Source organism: Rhizobium leguminosarum bv. trifolii WSM2297 (assembly GCF_000271845.1).
On the sequence record NZ_JH719393.1, the window covers coordinates 656,291 to 677,931 of the forward strand.

Below are 21,641 nucleotides of genomic sequence, written 5' to 3' on the forward strand. Positions count from 1 at the left end.
GCGAGACGCTCCTGAGGCCGGACATCGGCAAATAAGGACGCGAAGGGGTTGCGCGCAGGCTAAGGCCGCCTGTGTCGATGCGTAATAAGGCCGAGGCTTGCACGCAACCCTTACCATATCCACCCATTGGCGAATTGACGCTGCCCATTGCTATGGCAGAACGGAGGCTACGATGACCACCGCATGTGATGAGAAACATAACGAATTGAAGCCGATTTCGATCTGCAGACGAGAGGTCGAAGTCGCGATGGTGGAAATGCTCGTCAGTTTGCAGAAACGTGGATGGACGGCTGCGGAACTGGCATTGGAGCTCGCAGATGCCTCCGAAGATCTCGTCATGCTGATCGCGACCAAAAGGCTTCGACCGCATTAGAGCAATTCCAGGAAAAGTGCGAAGCGGTTTTCCGTCCGGGATTGCGAAAAAACAAAGTTAGAGCGGTTCGGCGCTTCCGTGAAAACCTGAACCGCTCTAGAAAAAAGATCGCGTGGAATTATGCCATTTCTGACTGAATGAGATGGCAGCACTGTCGGGCGCGGCGCAGTGATTTCCCACGCCATCATCACCCCCATCACCCATCACCCATCACCTCAGGCGCCGCGCCGGAGATGGCTTGACCATATTCCCTGCGCCGCATCGATACGATGCCAAGCCTCCCGTCCGCGGCGGTTCCTCCACATCCGAACTTTGTTTCTGCCTCAGCTTTACGACCATCACTTGTCTACTAATTTTCGATGCGCTAAATTACCAGAATGAGTTGCATCCGTTTGTGCCGGCTCGATAGGGACGGATGGCTGCAGAAGCGATATCGTCGGATGCCAACATGATCTGGAACCACCGCATCACGCGCATCGTTGTCGGCTTGCTGCTGCTGGCACTCGTGACTGTCATCTCATTGCCGACGATCACCGGCTTTACGAGCCTTGATGGCACGGTCAATGCGCGGTTTGCCGTCGTTAATGCGCCGATTGACGGCACGATTGCGGAAGACCCCCTCAAGGTCGGCAGCCCGGTCAAAGCGGGACAATCGCTGGCTCAAATCAGAAATACCCGCGTCAACCACGCAATCCTCGCTTCGCTCGAGGCGGATCGCAATACGGCGCTCGACCGCGTCGCGGCGCTGAAAAAAGAACGGGAGGAGCTCTCCACGCTTCGCGAGGAATTGTCTGCCAGATTGGAAGTCTACAGGCAGACCACCATTGCCAATCTCGAAAGCGAAGTCGAAATCCTGCGGAAAAAAGTCGAAGTGTCGCAAGCGCAGGATCTGGTCGCCCAGGTCGACCTGAGCCGCCGGATGCAGCTCGAGTCAAAAGGCATTCTGACGCAGAAGCTGGTTGAGGCCGCGCGTGCTGCCGGCGCTGCGACCGGCGGCGAGGTCGAAATCAGCAATCTGACTGTCGATCAATTGCAACAAAGGCTCAATGCGGTCCGCCAGGGTATCTTTGTTTTCGGCGACGGACAGAATGACGTGCCTTATTCGCGACAGCGTGAAGACGAGGTGGTCGTTCGCATCAATGACTTGAACTCGCGCATCGCGGAAAACGAGACACGAGCGACCGAAGTTCAAAAGCAGCTGGTCAAAGAGGCAGGCCGCGTCAGCAGCCTTGAATCCGCAACTGCAATGGCGCCGTTCGACGGCGTTGTTTGGACCAGGAGTATCGTCAACGGTTCCAACGTCGTGCTGAACGACGAACTGATGCGCCTTCTCGACTGTCGAGAGCTGTTCGTGGATATCCTGGTCCCTGAGGTCAACTATGACGAGATTTATCCAGGACTCGTCGCTCAGGTGCGCTTGTTCGGCCGCAGCGATGTCTTCCAAGGTACGGTCGTGGCCGTCAGAGGCAGTTCGGCTTCGGTCGAGGCCGATTCCTTTGCCGCCAGTTTGCCGCCGTCGACACAACGCAATGCCCGCATTCGGGTTCGCCTCGATCCATCCTTCATGAACGACGACTTTGCGAACTCCTGCCAGGTCGGACGTACAGTGCAGGTACGGTTTTCCAAACACGGCATCAACGTATCCAACTGGGTCAAAAGCCTGTGGTTCAGTATCTTGTAGCGCTGGTTCCGACCTTTGTCGTTTTGGCCTTCTTCTTCCTGGGGCCGTTCAATTGGTCGCGCCTTCACACCTGGACACGGGCGGTGACCTGCGCGTTTGTCGCAGCAGTCGCACTGCGATACATGTTCTGGCGTTTGACCGAGACAGTGCTTCCCTATCCCGACGGCGGTGCGAGTTTCTACTGGGTCTGGATCCTCTTCATCGTCGAGATTCTGGCGTGCGTCGAAGTCATCCTTTTTCTGGTATTGATGAGCCGCTACGTCGACCGCAGCGCAGAAGCGGACAGGCTGGCGCGCGTTTTCTTTGCGCGGGAGCAGCGTGAGCTGCCGACTGTCGATGTTTTCATTCCCACCTATAATGAGCCGCTCGACGTGCTCGAGCGAACCATCATCGGCGCCCGCGCGCTGGATTATCCTGCCGACAAATTGAATGTGTATGTGCTTGACGATCAACGCCGAGATTGGCTGAAGGCCTATTGCGAGGAAAAGAACGTCATCCACGTCACGCGCGGCGACAACAGCCATGCCAAAGCAGGCAATATGAACAATGGGCTGAAAGTCAGCTCGGGCGAGTTTATTGCGATCTTCGACGCCGATTTTGTTCCCTATCGACATTTCCTTCGCCGGACGCTGCCCTTCTTTGGCGATGACAGCATCGGCATCGTCCAGACGCCTCAACATTTCTTCAATGTCGATCCGGTGCAATCAAACCTTGGCCTGGAGAATATCTGGCCGGACGAGCAGCGCTTGTTCTTCGACGAGATCGCGCCCAGCCGGGATGCCTGGGACGTCAGTTTCTGCTGCGGGTCATGCTCGATTGCCCGCCGCAAGGCCGTCGACGCGATCGGCGGGTTTCCGACGGAGTCGATCACAGAAGACCTGCTGACAACTCTTTCGATGCTCAACAAAGGCTACAAGACGCGCTATCTGAACGAGCGGCTATCGATGGGACTGGCCGCCGAAAACCTGACCGGATATTTTGTGCAGCGTGAACGGTGGTGTCAGGGGGGTATTCAAACCCTTTACCTGTATAATGGCCCGCTGCGCGGCCCGGGATTGACGCTCTTTCAACGGATCATGTTCCTGCCGGCATCATGGCTGGTGCAGTACCTGGTCCGCTTCACGATATTGCTCGTCCCCATCGTCTATCTTTGGTTCGGCCTGCTCCCGCTCTATTTCACTGATATAGCCGATTATGTCTCTCATCAGGTGCCGTTGCTGGCGGCGTATTTTCTACTGATGCTGTGGATCACGCCGACCCGCTATTTGCCTGTGATTTCCAGCGCCGTCGGGACCTTTGCGACATTCCGCATGTTGCCGACCGTGGTCTCCAGCCTGGTGAGGCCATTCGGCAAGGCGTTCAGGGTGACGCCAAAGGGCAGCGGCAATGAGTCGAACCAGTTCGACCGCTACAGCTTTACCTGGATCGCAAGCGTAGTCACGATCACCGTCCTTGGTCTGCTGGTCAACGTCGTACCGGAAACGTCGCATGTACAAGGCCAGTTTTCGCCGGTCGCGGCCTGGTGGTCAGGTATCAATATCGTCGTCCTGCTCATCGCGTCGCTCATCTGCTTTGAGAAACCCCGGCGCCTGTTTCATGCGTTCAAGCTCGATGAGCCCGCCGTCGTCGACGATGTCTCCGGCCAAATCGTCAGCCTGGCACTGGACAAGGCCGTCGTTGCAGTCCCCACCATGGCCCGATTTCAATCCAAATCGGTCATGCTGAAACTCCCCGGCTTCGCCCCGTTCAAAGCGGAGCTCGGACAGGTCACTCAGCGAGGAAGGAGCGTAAGTCGCAGCGGCGACAAGCAAGCCTATTACCTGCATCTGTATTTCGAACTCAGCGGCGCTGCTCGCGACAGCATGATTGTCAAACTCTACACCGGTCAATATTCGCGGGATATTCGCGACATCGACAAGGTTGCCGTCTCTCTTAATCTGTTGTTGCGGTCATTCGGGCGAACGCGCACCTTGTAGCCCGGCTCACGCGAGAGTTCGTCGCGTCTTTGACAAAGTTGACCTCGCTTGATCGCCTTGAAGGGATCCGAACCCGCGGCCCGTTGTTGCGAAAGCCTTGTGCTCGCAAAAGCGCCGACAGGAAATATTGCGGTACAAATTTTGGCTGAGCACAAATCGACGAATGTCGGAAACTCTCGATCCCGATGCGTGGCCAGTTCCATTGATCCATTTCCCAACTCTGGGAACTGTGCCTCAAGTGAATCAATTGCGGCTGGCGGCGATCAGGGCGTGAGCGGCATCGCGGAGCAAACCCGTTGCTTCGCCGGGTTCGAAGACCTGCATGCTGACAAAGGCGCCGTTGATCAGCACCGCGAGTTGGCCGGCAAGCCGGTCGGGCGCTGCAACCGCCAGTCTCCCGGCGATGATCTGCAGACGCCGCCGCATTTCGCGCATGTGGGCTTCGGCGACTTTGCGGGCGGGGTGACCGGCTTCGGGAAACTCGGCAGCCGTGTTGATCTGCGGGCAGCCACGGTAATTATCCCGCCCGACCCGCTCGCCGATCCACTCGAAATGGGCGTCGAGTTCGGCCCCGGCGTCGTCCGCGTGCTGTTCGGTTACCTGGTCCCAGGTGCTCCAGAAGTCCAGGTCCTCGCGCTTCAGGAAGGCCGCGATCAAATCGTCCTTTGTGCCGAAATGCCGGTAAAGGCTGGTTTTGGCGACGCCGGATTTTTCAACCACCAGATCGACGCCGACGGCACGCACGCCGCGCCGGTAGAAGAGCTCCGACGCCGTCTCGAGAATTCTGTCCCGCACCTCGTTCACGGCCGGCGCGGGTGCGTTCGCTGTGCTTTTCGTCATTTGTGTATCTCCAATTCAGTCATCCTAGCAGAAAGTTGGTTGACACGCTACAGACCTGTATGTTTTATTGAGTACAGACAGGTCTGTATCGATGGAGAGAGCAATGACCACCACCCAACAAGCCGACACTATCAGAACACCACCCGCGTCCGTGGCGGTGCTTGGCGTGAATGGCCATACCGGCCGTTTTGTCGTCGCTGAACTGTTGCGGCGCGGGCTGAAGCCGATTGCGATCGGACGGAGTGCCGAACGTTTGGCGGAGGCGGGCTTTGCGGAACGCGGCGTCGAATGCCGGGAAGCAGCGATAGAGGATGACGCGGCGCTGGACCGGGCACTCACTGGTGCGGCAGCGGTCATCAACTGCGCCGGCCCGTTCATGGACACGGCCGACGCGGTCGTGCGTGCGGCGTTGCGGGCCGGCATCCATTATCTCGACGTAACGGCCGAACAGCCAAGCGTACAGGCGACGTTCGAGCGGCACGAGGCTGCGGCTCGGAAAGCCGGCGTAGCCGTCATCCCGGCCATGGGATTTTACGGCGGACTGGCCGACCTGCTGGTGGCTGCCCTGATGGACGAATGGCAACACGCCGACACTGTCGAAATCCGAATTGCGCTCGACAGTTGGCTGCCCACGAAAGGCACGCGCGTGACCGGGGAAAAGAACACCGCAAAGCGCCTGGCGGTCAGCGGCGGCCAGCTTGGGCCCGTGCACCAGCCGCCGGCCGAGAAAGTTTCCGTTTTGCCGGCCCCGTTCGGCCGGCAGACATTCGTCGAGCTCCCATTTTCAGAAGTGCCGCTGATCGCCCGCCATGTCAGGACCAAGGAGCTGCACAGCTTTCTCAGCGCGATAGCCCTACGGGATGTTCGGGATCCATCGACGCCCCCGCCCCAAGCCATCGATGAAACCGGACGTTCGGCGCAGCGCTTCGCCGTTGAGGTGATCGTCACGCAAGGCAACCTGCGCCGCCGGAGTCTCGCCCAGGGGCAGGACATCTATGCCGTTACCGCGCCGATCATTTGCGAAGCGGTCCAGCGTATCCTGTCCGGTGACATCCGCGATACCGGGGCAAAGCCACCGGCTGCCATCTTCCATGCCGCGAGTTTCCTGGACGCGCTCGGCCCCAATCTGTCGATCGAGACATCGGAAACCCCGGATTTTCAGAAGGTCCATCCATAAATGGCGTGAGGGACCTCAAGTCTCCAGCGTAATTTGAGAGCCTGTTGCTGCACAACTCCCCGCGAAACCACCCACTTTAATCGTCCAGAACAATCTGTGTGGAAGACGTCCCTCGCAAAAGTCGGGCATTTTGCGAGGGACCTCTGCGACACTCACAATCGGCACGCCACTCAAGGCGATCATAGGGCATCGATTCATAGGGCATCGATCTTAATTTAGGCGGTTGCCGCCTGTTCCAAACAAATGCACCTTCGACAGGTCAGGGGCGATCGAGATTTGTTGTCCCGGTTCCAATTCGACCCGTTCCCGCAGAAGCAGGCTGATATCAGCGTTCCCGAGCCTGGCGTTGATGTGGGTTTCCGATCCGGTCGGCTCGACAACGACGATGGTAGCCGGCACGCCGTCCTCGCGGATCACCATATGCTCGGGGCGGATGCCATAGGTGACGGCGTCCGCCTTTTGCTGACCGGGCGGCAGAGGCAGGTTGGTTCCGTCCAAAACGAAGCTGCCGCCGCTGACCTTGCCTTCGAACAGGTTCATGGCGGGCGAGCCGATGAAAGAGGCGACGAAGGTGTTTGCCGGCCGGTCGAAGAGCTCGAGCGGCTTGCCGATCTGCTCGACGCGGCCGCTGCGCATCACGACGATTTTGTCGGCCATGGTCATGGCTTCGATCTGATCATGGGTGACATAGACGGTGGTGGTCTTCAGCCGCTGATGAAGCTCCTTGATTTCCGCCCGCATCGTTACACGCAGCTTGGCGTCGAGATTCGAGAGCGGCTCGTCGAAGAGAAAGACCTGCGGGTGACGGACGATTGCGCGGCCCATGGCGACGCGCTGGCGCTGGCCGCCCGACAGCTGTTTGGGCAATCTGTCGAGGAGAGGTCCGAGCGCCAGGATGTCGGCCGCCTCCCTCACCTGCTTTTCGATCGTCGACTTGTTCCGCCCCTGGAGCTTCAGAGCGAAGCCCATATTCTCCGCAACGGTCATGTGCGGATAGAGCGCGTAGCTCTGGAAGACCATGGCGATATCCCGCTCCTCCGGCGCCACGTCGTTCATGACCCGGCCGCCAATGCGGATTTCGCCGTCGCTGATCTCCTCCAGCCCTGCGAGCATTCTGAGCAGCGTAGACTTGCCGCAGCCCGAGGGGCCGACGAGCGTGACGAATTCGCCGTCCTCGATATCGACGGAGACGCCGTGGATCACCGGAACGGCACCATAATGCTTGCGGGCTTTGTCTATCGTCACCGATGCCATGTCGTTTCATCCTCCAGAAATTAAAGACCGAGCTGCCAGATTTCGGCGGCGAGCATATTGCCCTCGGGCGCGGTCAGTCGCACCGAGCTTACGCCCTTGAAGCCGGGCAGCCGCTTGGTTCCCGTCCAGCGGCCATCGTCGGCGAAGACTTCGATCGAGCCCGCATCGAGGAATATCCGGATGGTCGAGGGGCGTGCGCCGGCGGCGATATAGCGGGGGGATGTCTTGGCATTCGCCACCGAAAAGGGAATGCTCAGCCCATCATCGTCCAACTGAACCGCAACAGTTGCTTCGGAATGTTCGAATTCCAAACGGAACGCGTTGCCGGCTTCCTTCAGCGTCAGCAGGATTTCGACGGAGCCGTTGGCGAGAGAGACAGCTTGGCCTTCCAGAAGGCCTCCGACATCCAGTCGGTGCCGCCGCAGGCTTTCCGCAGCGGCGACCGGCGGGGTGATCAGTGCCCCGCTTTGCAATGCCAGCCGGCGCGGCAGGGTCATCGCCGTCGGCATGTCGATCTCTCTGGAAATATCCGTCCAGTTCGCAAGCCATGCGATGCCGACCGGGCCGGTATCGTCGACGAAGGCCTGGAACGCGTAGGCATCCGTGCCGAAATCCAGTTCCTGTTCAAATTCTACGGAGAACTTTTGGCCATCGAAACGTCCGACTGTCGCAAGCGTCATGTTGCGCCGGCCGGTTGCCGGGTCGCGGCTTGTGAGAAGACCGAAGATCAGGGCCCAGCGCGTCGCCGGGTCAGCTGCCGGACCGTCGAGCGGCACCATGCAGGGGCACTCCGCCGCCGTCATCCCGAAGCGGTTTTCGCGGTGAAGTATGCCGAGGAACGTCCATCCCGTCGCTGCAATCGGGTCATCCGTTTCGTAGAGCAGGATGACTCCACCCTCGCGGTCCCGCGTGCCCAGCAACATCTTCCATTTGCCGTCAGGGCCTGAAAAGACGTAAGGGTCGCGGAAGTCGGTCGTCAGGCCGAGCCCTTCGGGACGCGCCGGCAGGATCAGGCTTGCCGGCTCGACATTGACAAGATCGCGGCTGGTGGCCGTGAACTGAACCTGCTCCTCCGGTTCCCGGTCCTTCATATGCTCGGTGAAAAAGATGCGAATTCCGGTATCATCGAGCGCGATCGCCGAGCCGGAAAATGCCCCGCCGCGTCCATCGGCCCGCGCGGCGAGTTCATCCGAAGGCGGAAGAAAGATCGGGAGATGCGTCCAGCGAAGATAATCGTCCGAGACTGCATGACCCCAATGCATGTTGTTCCAGCGAAGGCTATGGGGATAATGCTGGTAGAAGAGGTGCAGCTTGCCGCCGAAACGCCCGAACCCGTTGGGATCGTTCATCCAGCCGAAAGGTGGGCGGAAGTGATAACCGCCCGGAACTTCGGGGGTAGCATTGGAAGGGCGGACATAAAGCAGCCGGATGCCTTCCTCGAGAACGCGGGGCGGGAGAAAGGCATAAAGGACCGATATTTCGGTCGTAACGGGATCGTAGGAGAAGGCAGCCTCTCCGCCTTTTTCCAGCGTCAGCAACCGAAATTCGAATTCATGCGGATTAGAAGTTTCGACAGCACCGGCTGGGTCGCCGTCGACATGTGCCGTCAGCCTTCCCGCGGCGCCGTGCGACGCCTTGATCCAGGCATGGATCGTCGACCCCTCGGGCAGGACGGCGCTGATCGTCTCCAGCCCGCCTTCATCGGACGGAGAAATCGCTTGGCTTGTCATCAATTCAACCTTTCACGGCAGAGCCGATAAAGGAACTCACGAACCAGCGCTGGAATGCGAGGTAGAGTCCCAGGATCGGGATCATCATCAAAACGGAGGCTGCCATCGCACGATCCCAGTAGATGCTGTCCTGTCCGAAGAAGGTGGCGATGGCCACCGCGATCGGCCGGGCATAATCGGTCTGCGTGACGAGGATCGGCCAGAGATACTGGTTCCAGGTCTCGATACCCATGAGGATCGACACGGTGGCGAGCGCGGGCAGGCTGAGCGGCAGGAAGATGGAGCGATAGACCCGGAAAAAGGATGCGCCATCGATCTCGGCCGCCTCCAGCAATTCTTTCGGCAGCTGCGCGAAGAACTGGTAGAACAGGAAGATATAGAGGGGGCTGGCGACCCAGGGCACGATCTGCACCGCGAAGGTGTCGGTTATTCCCGCCCGGGAAACCATGATCACCAGCGGCATGATGATGCTTTCCTGCGGGATCACATAGAGCGCGATTACGATCGACAGGATGACGGCACGGCCCTTGAACGATCCCCAGGCCAGGACAAACGCGGCCATCGAATTCACAATCAGGCCGGAACAAACCGTTGTGACCAGGATGATCAGCGAGTTGATGAGGTAGCGTCCGAAGGCGAGTTCGCCTGAGAGGTGGCCGACCTCGGCATAGTTGGAAAGCGTCGGGTTCGACACCCAGAAGGCCCGGAAGCTGCCCATATCGGCCAGAATCTGGAACCGGTCATCCTTGAGGCTTGCCACGACCAGGAGCAGCAATGGAGAGACGATCACCAATGCGATGATGAAAATGCATATCGTCTGGATGATGCGGAGAACCGTTGCGGCGGAACGGGGCCGCGCCGTGCGGGCCTGCGGGATCGAGAGTGCGATATCAGACATCGAAACGCCTCAGGAGCTGGCGCTGGATCAGCGCGATGACGAGAACGATCACGAACAGGATGACCGAAACGGCGGAGGCATAGCCCATCTTCTGCTCTTCGAAGCCGGAACGGACCATGTAGTGCACCACCGTTTCGGTGCTGCTCTTCGGGCCGCCCTGCGTGAGGATGGCGAGCTGGGTATAGAGCTTGAACGCCTGGATGGTCGTGATCACCAGCACGAAGACATGGGTCGGCCGCAGGCCGGGCATGGTCACATGCCAGAAGCGGCGGAAAGCGTTTGCACCGTCGATCTTGGCGGCATCGTATAGTTCGTCCGGAATGCCCTGAAGGCCGGCGAGGTAGACGATCATCTGAAAACCGTAGGCCTGCCAGGCCGAGAGCAGGACGAGCGAGAACATCGCCCATTGCGGATCGCCGAGCCAATCGATCGGCTGGATCGCTCCGCCGGAGAGAAAGCCGAGGATCTGGTTGAACGGTCCCGTCGGATACTGGAACAGGGTGCCCCAGATGACGCAGACCACGACCATCGAGGTGATCGCCGGCAGGAAGAACATGCCGCGCAGCAGATTGCGGAACGGCAGCTTCTGATGCAGCAGGAGCGCTGTTGCGAAAGCCAGGCCGCACTGCGCCGGAATGATCCAGAAGGTGAAGCGCGAGACGTTCCAAAGGGCGGTCCAGAAAAGATCGTCCTGGAAGATGCGAATGAAATTGTTAAACCAAACGAAGCGGACGGGCGTCGGCCGCGGCACCAGAGGCTGGTTGGTCATCGCCGTCCAGAAGGACAAGAGAAACGGCAGGATGAGAAAGAGGGTCAACAGGATCACGGCCGGCGCGAGCATGGCCGCTTCCTGCATCAGCCGCCCCTTGTCATGCCGGCGCGCCGGAGCCTTTCGGACGGATGTCGAAGATGTCGATTGTTGCATGACCATGCAGTTCCTCCTTTCCAAGCGCGGATGCCGGTCCCGCCCTGCGATGTCTGCCGGAGACATCGCAGGGGTTCGACCTGTCGGCAGCGATGCGCTTATTGCTCGTCGCCGAACGGCGGATATCCGTCATTGTCCTCGATATCCTCATCGATCTTCTTGGCGGCTGACGTCAGCGCCTCCTTGGGATCGCCACCGTTGAAAGCCTCGTCGACGGCCTGCATGAAGGCCGAGGTGATTGTCGGATAGGCTGGATGCGGCGGGCGCGAGACGGCCGTCTTCGACGCCTGTTCGAAGGCGATCGCCATCGGGCCGCCATTTGCATAGAGCGGAGATTCGGCCGCGAAACTCTTCAGGCCGGGATATCCCGACTGGCTCGCGACATAAGCCCGATACTCCTTGTCCTTCAGCAGGAAGCTGATGAATTTGGCCGCGATATCGGGATGTTTCGACGTCTTGGTCATCGCCCAGATCCAGGTGCCATTGGGGCTCGCGGCCCTGGCGCCGAACTTCGGAAGCGGCAGCACGACGATGTTGTCCTTCATGGTCGCGGCGGCCTCGGCATAGACCCAGTGGCCGCCGAGGGCCAGCGCTGCGGGATTGCCTTCGGCGAAGAACTGGTTGGTTCCGGCCGACTGCGGGACGACCCAGCCGTTCTTGACCCATTTCTGCATCATGGTGAGAGCATCGACGCAGGAGTCGCTGTCGAGCGTGCCCTCGGATTTCCAGGCCTTGCGATCGATCAGATCGCAGCCGGCCGATTGCAGGATCGGACTATAGGCATAGGTGATCCACTCCGTCTTGATGCCGTAGCCGCGGAAGGTGTCGATCGGCCACTTTACGCCGTCGAGCTTCGACAGCTTCTCGAGATAGGTTTCGAACTCCTCCCGGGTCCAGGCATCGTCGACGGATTTCGGGATGCGGGCGCCGATCGCTTCGAGATATTTCTTGTTGCCGTAAAGAACCACCGACGAGTCGGTCAGGCCGATTGCATAAAGGTCCTTGTCGATCGGGTATGTGCCCTGGGCGATGTTAGACGCCGTCATGTCGTCGAGGAGGTCTTTGTCGATCAGCGGCTTGATCGGCTGAAGATAGCCCGACCAGACGTAATTGGCGAGGAACGGCGCATCGAGTTCCATGACATCGGGTAGTTGCTTGGCCATCACGGCGGCGCTGAACTTCTCGTTATAGGCATCGTGCGGCGCGTAGATGAACTGCACGTCGACATCGGGATTGGCCGCCTCGAACCGTTCGGCGACCTTGCCATAGGCGGCGACAAAGCCGGGATCGCCCTGATGCATGACCTGGATTGTGGTCTTCTCGGCTGCATCAGCCCATGGGGCAGATAGGGCCGAAGACAGGATAAGCGACCAAAGTAAACGATTACCCATTGGAATTCCTCCTCAATTGAATGGGCCTCTCTCAATTTATACGGATGCCCGCTCCACCAGCTGGAACGGTAGTTTCTGCACCCCGACCGGAAGCCGGTCTTCGGCAAGCAGGATTTGCGCGGCCTGACGGCCCATGGCGCGGTGCGGCAACGCCATGGTGGTCAGCGGCGGGTCGAGACGCGAGGCGATCTCGACCTGGTTGTCGAAACTCGCAACAGCGACGTCGTCGGGAATGGTTGCACCAGTCCGGCGCAACGCGGCGTAGACCTCCATCGCCACACGGTCATTGCCGCACAGGATAGCATCGGGGCGCCGGGGGCCATTCATCAGATCATGCACATGCGCATGGACGAGACTAGGGGCGCGATCGCTGTAAATCGCTTTGCTGACCGCGGGCAATACGATGGCCCCTGCCCCGTCGACGCCCGCATGATCAAGTGCCTGCCGAAAGCCCTGTTCGCGCAGTTCGCCGGCGAGCAGTCCCGGCAGATTGATGAAGGCGACATTGCGTCGGCCGGCATCGAGCAGGTAGTTGGTAATCTCGACCCCCGCTCCCGTTTCGTCGGGCACCAGGGAGGTGACGCGATCGCTGGTATCTCGGCAGTTGATCATCACTCCCACCGCCGCGGCAAATTCGGGCGGCAGGTCGACTTTCTTATGATACATGGCCGCGTAAGCAATCGCGCGAGGGCGAAACTGGCGCATCTCGTCGAGGATCGATGCAAGGCTCCGATGGCCCCCTAGCGTCATCGCGAAGACAGCCATGTCGGCAGCGCGCACGGCGCCGTCGAGCCCCCGGATGATCTCCGTTGCGAAAGGCGAGGTGATCAGGTCATCCGCGACCAGACCGACCAGTGGCATCCAGCCCTGCCGCATGCTGCGGGCGGCGAAATTGGTGACGTAGCCAAGCTCCTCGGCGATCTCCTTGATCCGCAGCCGGGTTTCATCCGACATGCGGGCCGAGCCGCCATGCAGCGCACCTGACACCGTCTTGACGGAAACGCCCGCGCGGGCGGCTATGTCGTTGAGTGAAGCAGTCATGGGTTCGCTTGGGTTATCGATTACCCAATCCGATACCAATCGCGTTCCGTCGAGTCAAGCCTGAAATCTGCCGAAGGGACGGATGCGCGTATGCTGTCGCTTGACCGGCCCACAAAAAACCCCGCCGAAGCGGGGTTCTTTGTGCGGAGACGCTATCAATTGTTGTGGGCTGCGCAGGCCTCATCCATTGGCGTGGCGTTGCTCGTGCCGCCCTGCGTCTGGAGCTTCGCGGAGTTGTTGACCGGGTCGGGGCACTTGGTCTTGTCCATCTTCATTGCGCCGCCGGTCGTGGAGCCAGTCGTGGTGCTATCCATCGCCATCGGCTTCTTGGCCTTCGTGTCGGTCGTTGCGCCGCCACCCTGATCGGCCTGGTTCTTGTCGATCGTGGCGCCGGCCGGAGCCGGATTGGACTGGGCGAAAGCCGACGTGGCCATGCCGAGGGCGAAAAGCGAAGCTGCTACGAGTTTCATACGCATCTGGATGTCCTCCTTGGGAACTTTGCGTGCTTGGCCTATCCACAACCTCGCCGGCACAGCATTGTTCCGCGGATGCTTATAAATGCGCACATACAGCGTTGAGCTTATTTTGCGTAAAGCGCGCGCGATCGTTCGAGGTGTTTGAGGAGCGCCATTTCCGAGCCGTCGACGTCATTGGCTTCGGGGCGGTCGACGATTTCGTCGTGTTCGGCGAGCGTGAACTTTTCCTTGCCGGTCCAGATCAGCATCTCGGTATGATATTCCTTCAGCCAAGCCAGCATGGCTTCGCTGACGGCGACGTAAATCGGGTTGCCTGAGATCTGGGCGATGCGGGTGTGGAACTCCATATCGGCATCGATGAACTCTTCGGCCCGACCGAGCGACAAGCGCTGGCGCTCGATGATGTCCCTGAGGTCGCTCGCGGGCCATGCCGCGCTCGAAGAAGATGCGGGCGCTTTTCAGATGCTCGAGTGAATCGGCCGATTGCGACGGCATGATCTTGGCGGTGAGGTCGACCTGGCGGAAGATCGACTTTGCCGTCAGCCTCAGGACCTTCGCCGTTCGCCGTCCGAAATGCTGACGAGACCTTTGTTGGCCAGCGACTGCATGGCCTCGCGGATGGTCGGCCGGCCGACGCCGAAGCGCTCCATCAGCACCCGTTCGGACGGCATTTCATCGCCGGGCTGAAGCTCGCCCGGCGCCGCCTCGGCTGCCATCACCCCGGCGATGGCGAAATTCATTCACCAGCACCATAATGGTTAGCTCAATGATCTACACCGGGTCTGGCTGACAAGGACGGCAATGCTGAGCCCTTCCGCAAAGTTTGGCTACAGGCATCGCTGCGAGCATGGCGACTTGTAATCTCCAAATCTCGCCGATAGGTTGTCGGCCGACGATGAGGTAGCCAAGACATGCACGTTCGAAAAGCCGCACGCTCCGATGCCGAGGAATTGAGTGCTTTGCTGAACGAGATCATCCGAGCCGGCGGAACCACAGCACTGGAGACCCCACTTTCGGCCGCCGAGTTCGCCGACTGGTTTATCGATGGCGAGTTTCCTCTTGTCTGCCATGTTGCAGAGCACAATCAATCGCTGGTCGGCTTTCAATCGCTGAGCGTATACGGCGATCCGCCAAAAGGGGTCGCCGACATCGCCACCTTCGCCCGAGTGAACTCGAAGACCCCAGGCGTCGGCAGCGCGCTTTTTCCCGCGACAAGGGACGCAGCGAAAGAGCTCGGGCTCGAATTCATCAATGCAACCATCCGCGCCGACAATGTCAGCGGACTTGGCTACTACGCGAAGATGGGCTTTGAGACCTATGACAGGCTGGTCCAGGTGCCACTACAGGATGGGACGCCGGTCGACAGGATCAAGAAGCGTTTCCGCGTAGGCGCCGGGGATCACACGGCGCCTCACGCCTGAGGAGCCGATGGCATTACCCGAGGATTTTGATGCGGCAGGGCGCGTGCTGCCTGGTCGCGGTCAGTGATATGCGGTGACGGATTCGAGTCTTCTAGCCCGGCATATTAAGCCTATGACGAAGCAACGTAGTTTTTTGCAAGGGAAGCGAAATCGTATTTAACTTCCGCCACAAGTCCCGACGGTTTGAGAGTCTCGCCACGCCCATTGATCGTGATCGGTCCGATTGGCGGATCCGCAGACCCAAAAGACCCAGGAGGCGGGAGGGATCGAAGCCATAACCGGAGATTAGTCATGCCCGATGCCTTGTTCACCGCCGAGGAACTTGCCTTGATCCGCCGCGCTTACGCCCATCAGGTGGTGGCAACCGCGGCAACGACGAACCCGCGCATCGAGGCTGCCTTTGCCGCTGTCCCTCGTGAAAAATTCCTCGGTCCGCCGCCATGGCAGATCGCCAATCTAGGTGGCGGATATCGCCCGTTGCTTTCCTCGGACGTGGTTCTGGCCTATCAGGATGCGCTGTTCGCCTTGCAGCCCGACAAGGGCGTCAACAATGGCAGTCCGTCGCTGCACGCCCGCCTCCTGGCGGAGCTGGACGTCCAGATCGGCGATCACATCGCTCATATCGGTGCCGGCACCGGTTATTATAGCGCCATTCTCGCGGAGTTGGTGGGCGCCACCGGCCACGTCCATGCCGTCGAGATGGATCCCGATCTGGCCGGCCACGCGCAGGCGGCACTTGCCGATCGGGCCAATGTCAGCGTCATCACCGCCGACGGCAATCAATGGCCGCAGCAGGAGGTGGATGCGATCTACGTGAATTTCGCCGTCGGGCGTCCTGCGGCGCCCTGGATCGAAAGGCTGCGACCTGGAGGGCGCCTGGTGTTGCCACTCGGCGTGCCGCGCCAGGGCCGGCCGGCGAATGGCGGTCGTCATGCGTCCCATGGCGCCGCGCTTCGTATCGATCGCGGCGCGACCGGATATGCGGCGCGTTGGATCGGCAATGCCTATTTCGTCTGCGCCAATGGCGGATTGACGACCGACGAGCAAGAGGTGGAGAAGCTGACGACCGCCTTCAAGCGCGGCGGCATCGAGTTCATCAAAAGCCTGCTCTGGAAGACGGAGCCGCGGATAGGACGCTGCTGGTATATCGGCGACCAATGGGCGCTCTGCTACGACGAGGCCTGAAGCCTTCATTCGGCGAGGGTCGGTCTATCGAAGCTTGACGCAGGCTCACTAATGCCTCCCCCCTGGCGCGACCTGGCGGCGGCATCTGAGGTGTTCTCTCGGAACAGGCGGCCAAACCCGAAGTGAAGATCAGTGACCAGCGACTCGATCGGCTGCATTTCTGGTGCGTCGCTCGCAACCTGCGCATGGGATGACGGCGACAATCGGTTCCTCTGCCGGCGGCAACGCGACGGCCGCGTCGCGATAGACGATGCAGGCACTTTGTTGGGCTGGCTCCGCAGACCTCGGATTTATTCGAGGAGCGGATCGACGGGTATGGAAACGGCAGGGGTCGCCAAATAACGAAAGCCCGGCGCGGGAGTGGAGCGCCGGGCTTCGATAGTGACCGACAGCCTTGGGGGGAGGAATGCTGTCCGTCGGACCGAAGCGGCTCGGAGGGGTTAAGCGCTTCGGTCCGCCATGAGGTAGTGCTGCGATGCGGCGAATTCAAGCTTGGCTGCTGGGCGGCGTGACGGTGACGCCGGAGGAGGATCGAAATAGCCGCTGCTTCTGATGGGCGCTGGCGGATTGTGCGTGGCGTTGTCCGCGGACAACTTCGGCTGCGGCTCTGGAATGGTTGCCTGTTGTCCGCGGACAACTGCTAGCAATTCCGTTCTCTCTGCCTACTCTTTGCACGTCGTCGCTGGCCGTTAGCGCGCGGCATAACCTCTCCTCCGTCATTCCTGTGCTTGTCACAGGAATCCAGCCGGCTTGCGTCTGCAGGCCGAAGGAACTCTTGAGCAACAAGAGTGGGTCTAGTGACGTGGCTACAGCAACGCACCTACTAGTCGGCGAGACGGCTCCAAATCTTCCGCCGCGTGCACACGCGGCTGCTGGATTCCTGTGACGAGCACAGGAATGACGGAGGGTGAGGTTGTGCCTGGTTTCCAATTCAAGGCTTGCCCCACCTATGAGGGCTGAAGCTTAGGCGGCGCGGACAACGATCAGTCATCATCCTGGTGAGGTGCACAGGGCGGAAGCTTGAAGGACACGCCCCAACGCCGCCTGTTGTATTCTTCGTCGTCGGTGCTCCGGCCTCGCACTTCCAGGCGCGCCTGTAGGGCGCCTCACCAACCGTGTTGTTGGGGCTGTTCCATGGCGTTCGTCTTTTGAGAATGGTGTTGATCATGATGATGAATTTTCGCATGGCGGCGACGAGGGCGACCTTGGGCGGATTGCCAGCATCGCGCAGCCGTTTGTGGAAGGCTTTGATGGCCGGGCTGCAGTGGATGGCCGCGAGCGTTGCCGTGTGGAGGGCGCATCGGACGGTGGCGCGGCCGCCAGCGATATGGCGCCGGCCGCGCCAGGTGTCGCTGTCGTGGGCGATAGGGGCGACGCCGACGAGGGCTGCGAGTTTCTTGTCGTCGATGGCGCGAGTTCGGGCAGTTCGGCGATCAGCACGGCGGCGCCGACCTCGCCGATGTCCGGGATCGTCAGCAGAAGGTCGCGGCGTGCGGCCATGTCGGGCTCGGCCTCGCTGGCGAGCGCGATGGCGGCATCGACGCGGGCGATCTGCGCCATGAGGGCGGCGAGCGTCTTGCCGGTCAGCGCTGCCACGGCTTGCGACGCAGCCGCCATGTCGACGAGCTGGCGGCGTCGAGTGAAGAGGGCAGCGAGCGCGATGCGGCCGTCGTCGAAATGGGGGATCTGTGCCGGCCGCATCGCTCTGGCGGAGTGGAGAATGACGCGGGCCTGATCGTTGTCCGCGCCGCCTAAGGTGAAGTTCTGATAGGTGGGTAAGCCTTGAATCGGAACCGAGGCACAGCCTTACTCTCCGTCATTCCTGTGCTCGTCACAGGAATCCAGTGGCCGCGTGTGCACGCGGCGGAGGATTCGCAGCCGCCTTGCCGTCTAGTCGCCGCATTGCTGTAGCCACGTCACTGGATCCGCTCTCTTGTTCCAGAGTCCTTTCGGCTTGCAGACGCAAGCCGGCTGGATTCCTGTGACAAGCAAAGGAATGACGGAGGAGGAGAGGGTGCGCCGCAGCTTGAGCCGTGCTTAAGGCAGGCGGGGACCAGACATACAAGGGGTGGGCCGAGAATCCTGGATTGTCAGTGGTTGTCCGCGGACAACGCCACGCAGAATTCGCCAGCACTCATCATTAGCTGCGGCGATTTCGGCCTCGTCCGGCGCCACCCGTCACGCCAACGGACAGCTTCCAAGAGAACCTAATCCTTGTACGCAGCCCCAGGCCGGTCCTCGAAGGACACGCCGCAACGCTGGCCATTCGTTGGGCGTCGGGGCACTCGCCTGGTTCTTCGAGGTTCCTAGGGGCATGAAGCGCTGGTGGAGCTGGAAGTTATCTTCGATGCGCTGAGGGCGATGTTTGCCGTGGACTGCGCGAGCGCCTCTTGTGGGCTATCTCCCGCGGCGCTATTGATACGGGGGCATCGTTTCGTGCTTGATGGCCAACGTCCGAGCTAGGGCGGTAGACGAAATTCGGGGCAAAATCGCGTTTTGCCCATCGCGCGAAGCCCGAATTTGCCGCTGGGGCCCGACAAAGTCGCCGAGCCGGCGGTCGTGTCCAGATATTCCCTAAGCTGCAGTGATGAAACCAAAGTCCTGTTTTGTTTCCGTATTTGGATAGTTATCAAATAAAATCAAACGATTATGATCTGAGTAATCGGTCCAGGTTTCCGCTCTGCAGCCCTCAATGGCCGCGGCCTCCCCTCCCCTGCGCTTCGAATCTCCGCGACAAAGCAACGGCTTGCATCCTTTTGCGGCACCCGGCGTTATCCACGCAGCAAATCGGAGGATAGGGTAATGGCAGATGCGCTCCCGCTCAAGAGATTGTCCATCGCCGCTGCGATGATGGCAGCGGCGATCGGGGCATTTGTGCTGATGCAGTCAAGGCAGGGCGATGCGCTGGCCCCGCCCGCCGAACCCCGCGCAATTGACGATCATGGTCGCAGCGCCGCCGTGCCCGAGGCTATTCCGCTCAGCGGGCTTCGTGATGTGTTCTGGCGGCTTTACCACGAAGTCCTGAACGACCGGGTGACACTCATTGCCGCGGGTGTGACCTTTTACCTGCTGCTGGCGCTGTTTCCCGCCATGGCCGCTCTGGTCTCTCTCTATGGGCTGATCGCCGATCCGATCACCATATCCGAGCATCTTCGCGAACTGGCCGGTCTATTGCCGCCGGGGGCCTTCGACCTTCTGGCCGATCAGATCAAGGAACTTGTCAGCAAGCGCGACAGTGCGCTCGGCATCACCTTCTTCGTCGGTCTCGGCATTGCGCTATGGAGCACGCATAGCGGCACGCTGGCGATCTTCGATGCAATGAATGTGGCCTATGAGGAGAACGAAAAGCGCGGCCTCATTCGGTTGAACCTCGTCGGCCTCTGCTTCACCTTCAGCGCCATGCTTCTGATGGTGGTCATGGTGGCGCTTGTGGGCGTCATGCCGGTTGTCCTCTCGTATCTCTGGCTCGATCAGTTCAAGGAGCACATGGCCCTTCTTCTGCGGTGGCCGCTGCTTCTGCTGGTCGTCGCGGTGGCGGTGACCTCCGTCTACCGCTTCGGCCCGAGCCGAGAGCCTGCCAAGCTGCGGTGGATGACGTGGGGTGCTGCTCTGACGACGGTCGCCTGGGCGGCGATGTCGCTTGCCTTCTCTTTCTATCTCGATCATTTCGCCAATTATAACGCGACCTACGGCACGCTCGGTGCGCTGATCGGCTTCCTCATCTGGATCTGGCTTTCCGTCGTCATTCTCGTCATCGGCGCAGAACTGAACGCGGAACTGGAACATCAGACCGCCAGGGACACGACGACCGGCACGCCGCTGCCGATGGGTGCGCGCGGCGCCTATGTCGCAGACACTTTGGGCGAGGCCGTCAACTGATCATTGAGGAGCATCATCGATGACTGCTCCTCTGATGCAGTTTTGATGTAGTTTATCCCTTGGGCAATCCCGACAGAGGAGACGATCATGACGGCCCCGCATCCTTCCAAAACGCATATCGGCAATCATGCACTGCATCCCGAAACGCAGATGCTGAATTACGGCTACGATCCCGAACTCTCGGAAGGGGCGGTCAAACCGCCGGTATTCCTCACCTCCACCTTCGTGTTCAATTCGGCCGAGGATGGCCGCGACTTTTTCGACTACGTTTCGGGCCGCCGCGAACCGCCGGCGGGGAAAGGCGCGGGTCTCGTCTATTCACGCTTCAACCACCCCAACAGCGAGATCGTCGAGGACAGGCTGGCCGTCTATGAGCGGACGGAAAGCGGCGTGCTTTTCTCATCCGGCATGGCGGCGATCGCCACCACCCTGCTGGCCTTCGTCAGGCCGGGCGATGCGGTGCTGCATTCGCAGCCACTTTACGGGGGAACGGAAACATTGCTGGCCAAGACCTTCCTGAACCTTGGCGTCGCCGCCATCGGCTTTGGCGACGGCGTCAGCGAAGACTCGGTGCAGAAGGCGGCGGAAGAGGCGATGGCCAAGGGCCGCGTTTCCGTCATCCTGATCGAGACGCCCGCCAATCCGACCAACGGCCTGGTCGATGTTGCGATGATCCGGCGCATAGCCGACGCGATCGGCGCAAAGCAGGGGCATACGCCGATCGTCGTCTGCGACAATACCCTGCTCGGCCCGGTCTTCCAGCGGCCGATCGAACACGGCGCCGATATCTCGCTCTATTCGCTGACGAAATATGTCGGCGGCCATTCCGACCTGATCGCCGGCGCCGTTCTCGGCCGCAAGGCCATCGTCAAGCAGGTCAAGGCGCTGCGCGGGGCGATCGGCACGCAGCTCGATCCGCATTCCTGCTGGATGCTCGGCCGCTCGCTGGAAACGCTGCAGCTGCGCATGGAGCGGGCAAACAGCAATGCGCGGGCCGTCGCCGATTTTCTGCGCGATCATCCGAAGGTCGAGAAGGTTCACTACCTGCCTTATCACGATCCGGACTCGCCGGCCGGCCGGACCTTTGCCGCGCAATGCACCGGCGCCGGCTCCACCTTCTCCTTCGACATCCGCGGCGGCCAGCCGGCCTCGTTCAAATTCCTGAATGCGCTGCAGGTGTTCAAACTGGCGGTCAGCCTGGGAGGTACGGAATCGCTGGCGAGCCACCCGGCCGCCATGACACATTCCGGCGTGCCCGCCGATGTCCGCCAGCGCATCGGCGTGCTGGAATCGACGATCCGTCTGTCGATCGGCATCGAACATCCGGACGATCTGATCGCCGACCTGGAAATGGCGCTGCAGGCGGCCTGACACGGCGGGGAAATCGATGCCCG

16 protein-coding genes and 2 pseudogenes are annotated in these 21,641 nt (G+C 60.6%); 8 read left to right on the plus strand and 10 right to left on the minus strand.

The annotated features are described in order from the left end of the window. The first annotated feature begins 172 nt into the window (after positions 1 to 172). The 3 genes from RLEG4DRAFT_RS06865 to RLEG4DRAFT_RS06875 all read left to right on the plus strand — a co-directional run bounded on the left by RLEG4DRAFT_RS06865 (position 173) and on the right by RLEG4DRAFT_RS06875 (position 4,030). Entirely contained in the window at positions 173 to 373 is a 201-nt protein-coding gene (locus tag RLEG4DRAFT_RS06865) for a hypothetical protein (protein WP_003576359.1), read from the plus strand. A gap of 448 nt (positions 374 to 821) precedes the next feature. Further along, positions 822 to 2,054, plus strand: coding sequence for an HlyD family secretion protein (locus RLEG4DRAFT_RS06870; RefSeq protein ID WP_003576360.1), 1,233 nt, complete (start codon positions 822 to 824; stop codon positions 2,052 to 2,054). Then, the gene (locus RLEG4DRAFT_RS06875) at positions 2,036 to 4,030 is read left to right on the plus strand and encodes a glycosyltransferase (protein WP_003576361.1); all 1,995 of its coding nucleotides are present in this window, start codon (positions 2,036 to 2,038) and stop codon (positions 4,028 to 4,030) included. The genes RLEG4DRAFT_RS06870 and RLEG4DRAFT_RS06875 overlap by 19 nt, the downstream gene beginning before the upstream one ends. 243 nt (positions 4,031 to 4,273) lie before the next feature. On the opposite strand, the gene RLEG4DRAFT_RS06880 is transcribed toward RLEG4DRAFT_RS06875, so the two are convergent. Further along, positions 4,274 to 4,870, minus strand: coding sequence for a TetR/AcrR family transcriptional regulator (locus RLEG4DRAFT_RS06880; RefSeq protein WP_003576362.1), 597 nt, complete (start codon positions 4,868 to 4,870; stop codon positions 4,274 to 4,276). 103 nt (positions 4,871 to 4,973) lie between these two features. Here RLEG4DRAFT_RS06880 and RLEG4DRAFT_RS06885 point away from each other — a divergent pair, with 103 nt between their 5' ends. Further along, entirely contained in the window at positions 4,974 to 6,047 is a 1,074-nt protein-coding gene (locus RLEG4DRAFT_RS06885; RefSeq protein WP_003576364.1) for a saccharopine dehydrogenase family protein, read from the plus strand. A gap of 210 nt (positions 6,048 to 6,257) precedes the next feature. On the opposite strand, the gene RLEG4DRAFT_RS06890 is transcribed toward RLEG4DRAFT_RS06885, so the two are convergent. From RLEG4DRAFT_RS06890 to RLEG4DRAFT_RS06925, 8 genes and pseudogenes are all read right to left on the minus strand, one after another. Then, positions 6,258 to 7,301: an ABC transporter ATP-binding protein gene (locus tag RLEG4DRAFT_RS06890; RefSeq protein ID WP_003576367.1), complete on the minus strand. Its 1,044-nt coding sequence runs from the start codon at positions 7,299 to 7,301 to the stop codon at positions 6,258 to 6,260. A gap of 20 nt (positions 7,302 to 7,321) precedes the next feature. Further along, positions 7,322 to 9,031, minus strand: coding sequence for a GH32 C-terminal domain-containing protein (locus RLEG4DRAFT_RS06895; RefSeq protein WP_003576370.1), 1,710 nt, complete (start codon positions 9,029 to 9,031; stop codon positions 7,322 to 7,324). A gap of 4 nt (positions 9,032 to 9,035) precedes the next feature. Further along, the gene (locus tag RLEG4DRAFT_RS06900; protein WP_003576371.1) at positions 9,036 to 9,929 is read right to left on the minus strand and encodes a carbohydrate ABC transporter permease; all 894 of its coding nucleotides are present in this window, start codon (positions 9,927 to 9,929) and stop codon (positions 9,036 to 9,038) included. Continuing rightward, the gene (locus RLEG4DRAFT_RS06905) at positions 9,922 to 10,860 is read right to left on the minus strand and encodes a carbohydrate ABC transporter permease (protein WP_003576373.1); all 939 of its coding nucleotides are present in this window, start codon (positions 10,858 to 10,860) and stop codon (positions 9,922 to 9,924) included. Before RLEG4DRAFT_RS06905 ends, RLEG4DRAFT_RS06900 begins: the two co-directional genes overlap by 8 nt. Before the next feature lie 92 nt (positions 10,861 to 10,952). Next, positions 10,953 to 12,245, minus strand: a complete 1,293-nt coding sequence (locus RLEG4DRAFT_RS06910; RefSeq protein ID WP_003576378.1) for an ABC transporter substrate-binding protein — start codon at positions 12,243 to 12,245, stop codon at positions 10,953 to 10,955. A 36-nt stretch (positions 12,246 to 12,281) separates the two neighbouring features. Further along, positions 12,282 to 13,286 (minus strand): LacI family DNA-binding transcriptional regulator, encoded by a 1,005-nt coding sequence (locus RLEG4DRAFT_RS06915; RefSeq protein WP_003576380.1) that lies wholly within the window; start codon positions 13,284 to 13,286, stop codon positions 12,282 to 12,284. 155 nt (positions 13,287 to 13,441) lie between these two features. After that, complete coding sequence (locus RLEG4DRAFT_RS06920; protein WP_003576382.1) at positions 13,442 to 13,762, minus strand: hypothetical protein; 321 nt, start codon at positions 13,760 to 13,762, stop codon at positions 13,442 to 13,444. A gap of 104 nt (positions 13,763 to 13,866) precedes the next feature. Beyond that, positions 13,867 to 14,502 (minus strand): annotated as a pseudogene (locus RLEG4DRAFT_RS06925) (transcriptional regulator NanR). A 171-nt stretch (positions 14,503 to 14,673) separates the two neighbouring features. Between RLEG4DRAFT_RS06925 and RLEG4DRAFT_RS06930 the strand changes: the two are divergent. Both RLEG4DRAFT_RS06930 and RLEG4DRAFT_RS06935 read left to right on the plus strand, forming a co-directional pair. Then, positions 14,674 to 15,183 carry a GNAT family N-acetyltransferase gene (locus RLEG4DRAFT_RS06930; RefSeq protein ID WP_003576384.1) on the plus strand — a complete coding sequence of 170 codons (510 nt, stop codon included), beginning with the start codon at positions 14,674 to 14,676 and terminating at the stop codon, positions 15,181 to 15,183. A 291-nt stretch (positions 15,184 to 15,474) separates the two neighbouring features. Next, positions 15,475 to 16,368: a protein-L-isoaspartate O-methyltransferase family protein gene (locus RLEG4DRAFT_RS06935; RefSeq protein WP_003576386.1), complete on the plus strand. Its 894-nt coding sequence runs from the start codon at positions 15,475 to 15,477 to the stop codon at positions 16,366 to 16,368. A gap of 1,106 nt (positions 16,369 to 17,474) precedes the next feature. Here RLEG4DRAFT_RS06935 and RLEG4DRAFT_RS54135 read toward each other — a convergent pair. Then, positions 17,475 to 18,105, minus strand: a pseudogene (locus RLEG4DRAFT_RS54135) (transposase); the annotation flags it as partial. A gap of 1,065 nt (positions 18,106 to 19,170) precedes the next feature. Here RLEG4DRAFT_RS54135 and RLEG4DRAFT_RS06945 point away from each other — a divergent pair. Beyond that, the gene (locus tag RLEG4DRAFT_RS06945) at positions 19,171 to 20,247 is read left to right on the plus strand and encodes a YihY/virulence factor BrkB family protein (RefSeq protein WP_003576388.1); all 1,077 of its coding nucleotides are present in this window, start codon (positions 19,171 to 19,173) and stop codon (positions 20,245 to 20,247) included. 87 nt (positions 20,248 to 20,334) lie between these two features. Beyond that, positions 20,335 to 21,618, plus strand: coding sequence for a cystathionine gamma-synthase family protein (locus tag RLEG4DRAFT_RS06950; protein WP_003576390.1), 1,284 nt, complete (start codon positions 20,335 to 20,337; stop codon positions 21,616 to 21,618). The last annotated feature ends 23 nt before the right edge of the window (positions 21,619 to 21,641 follow it).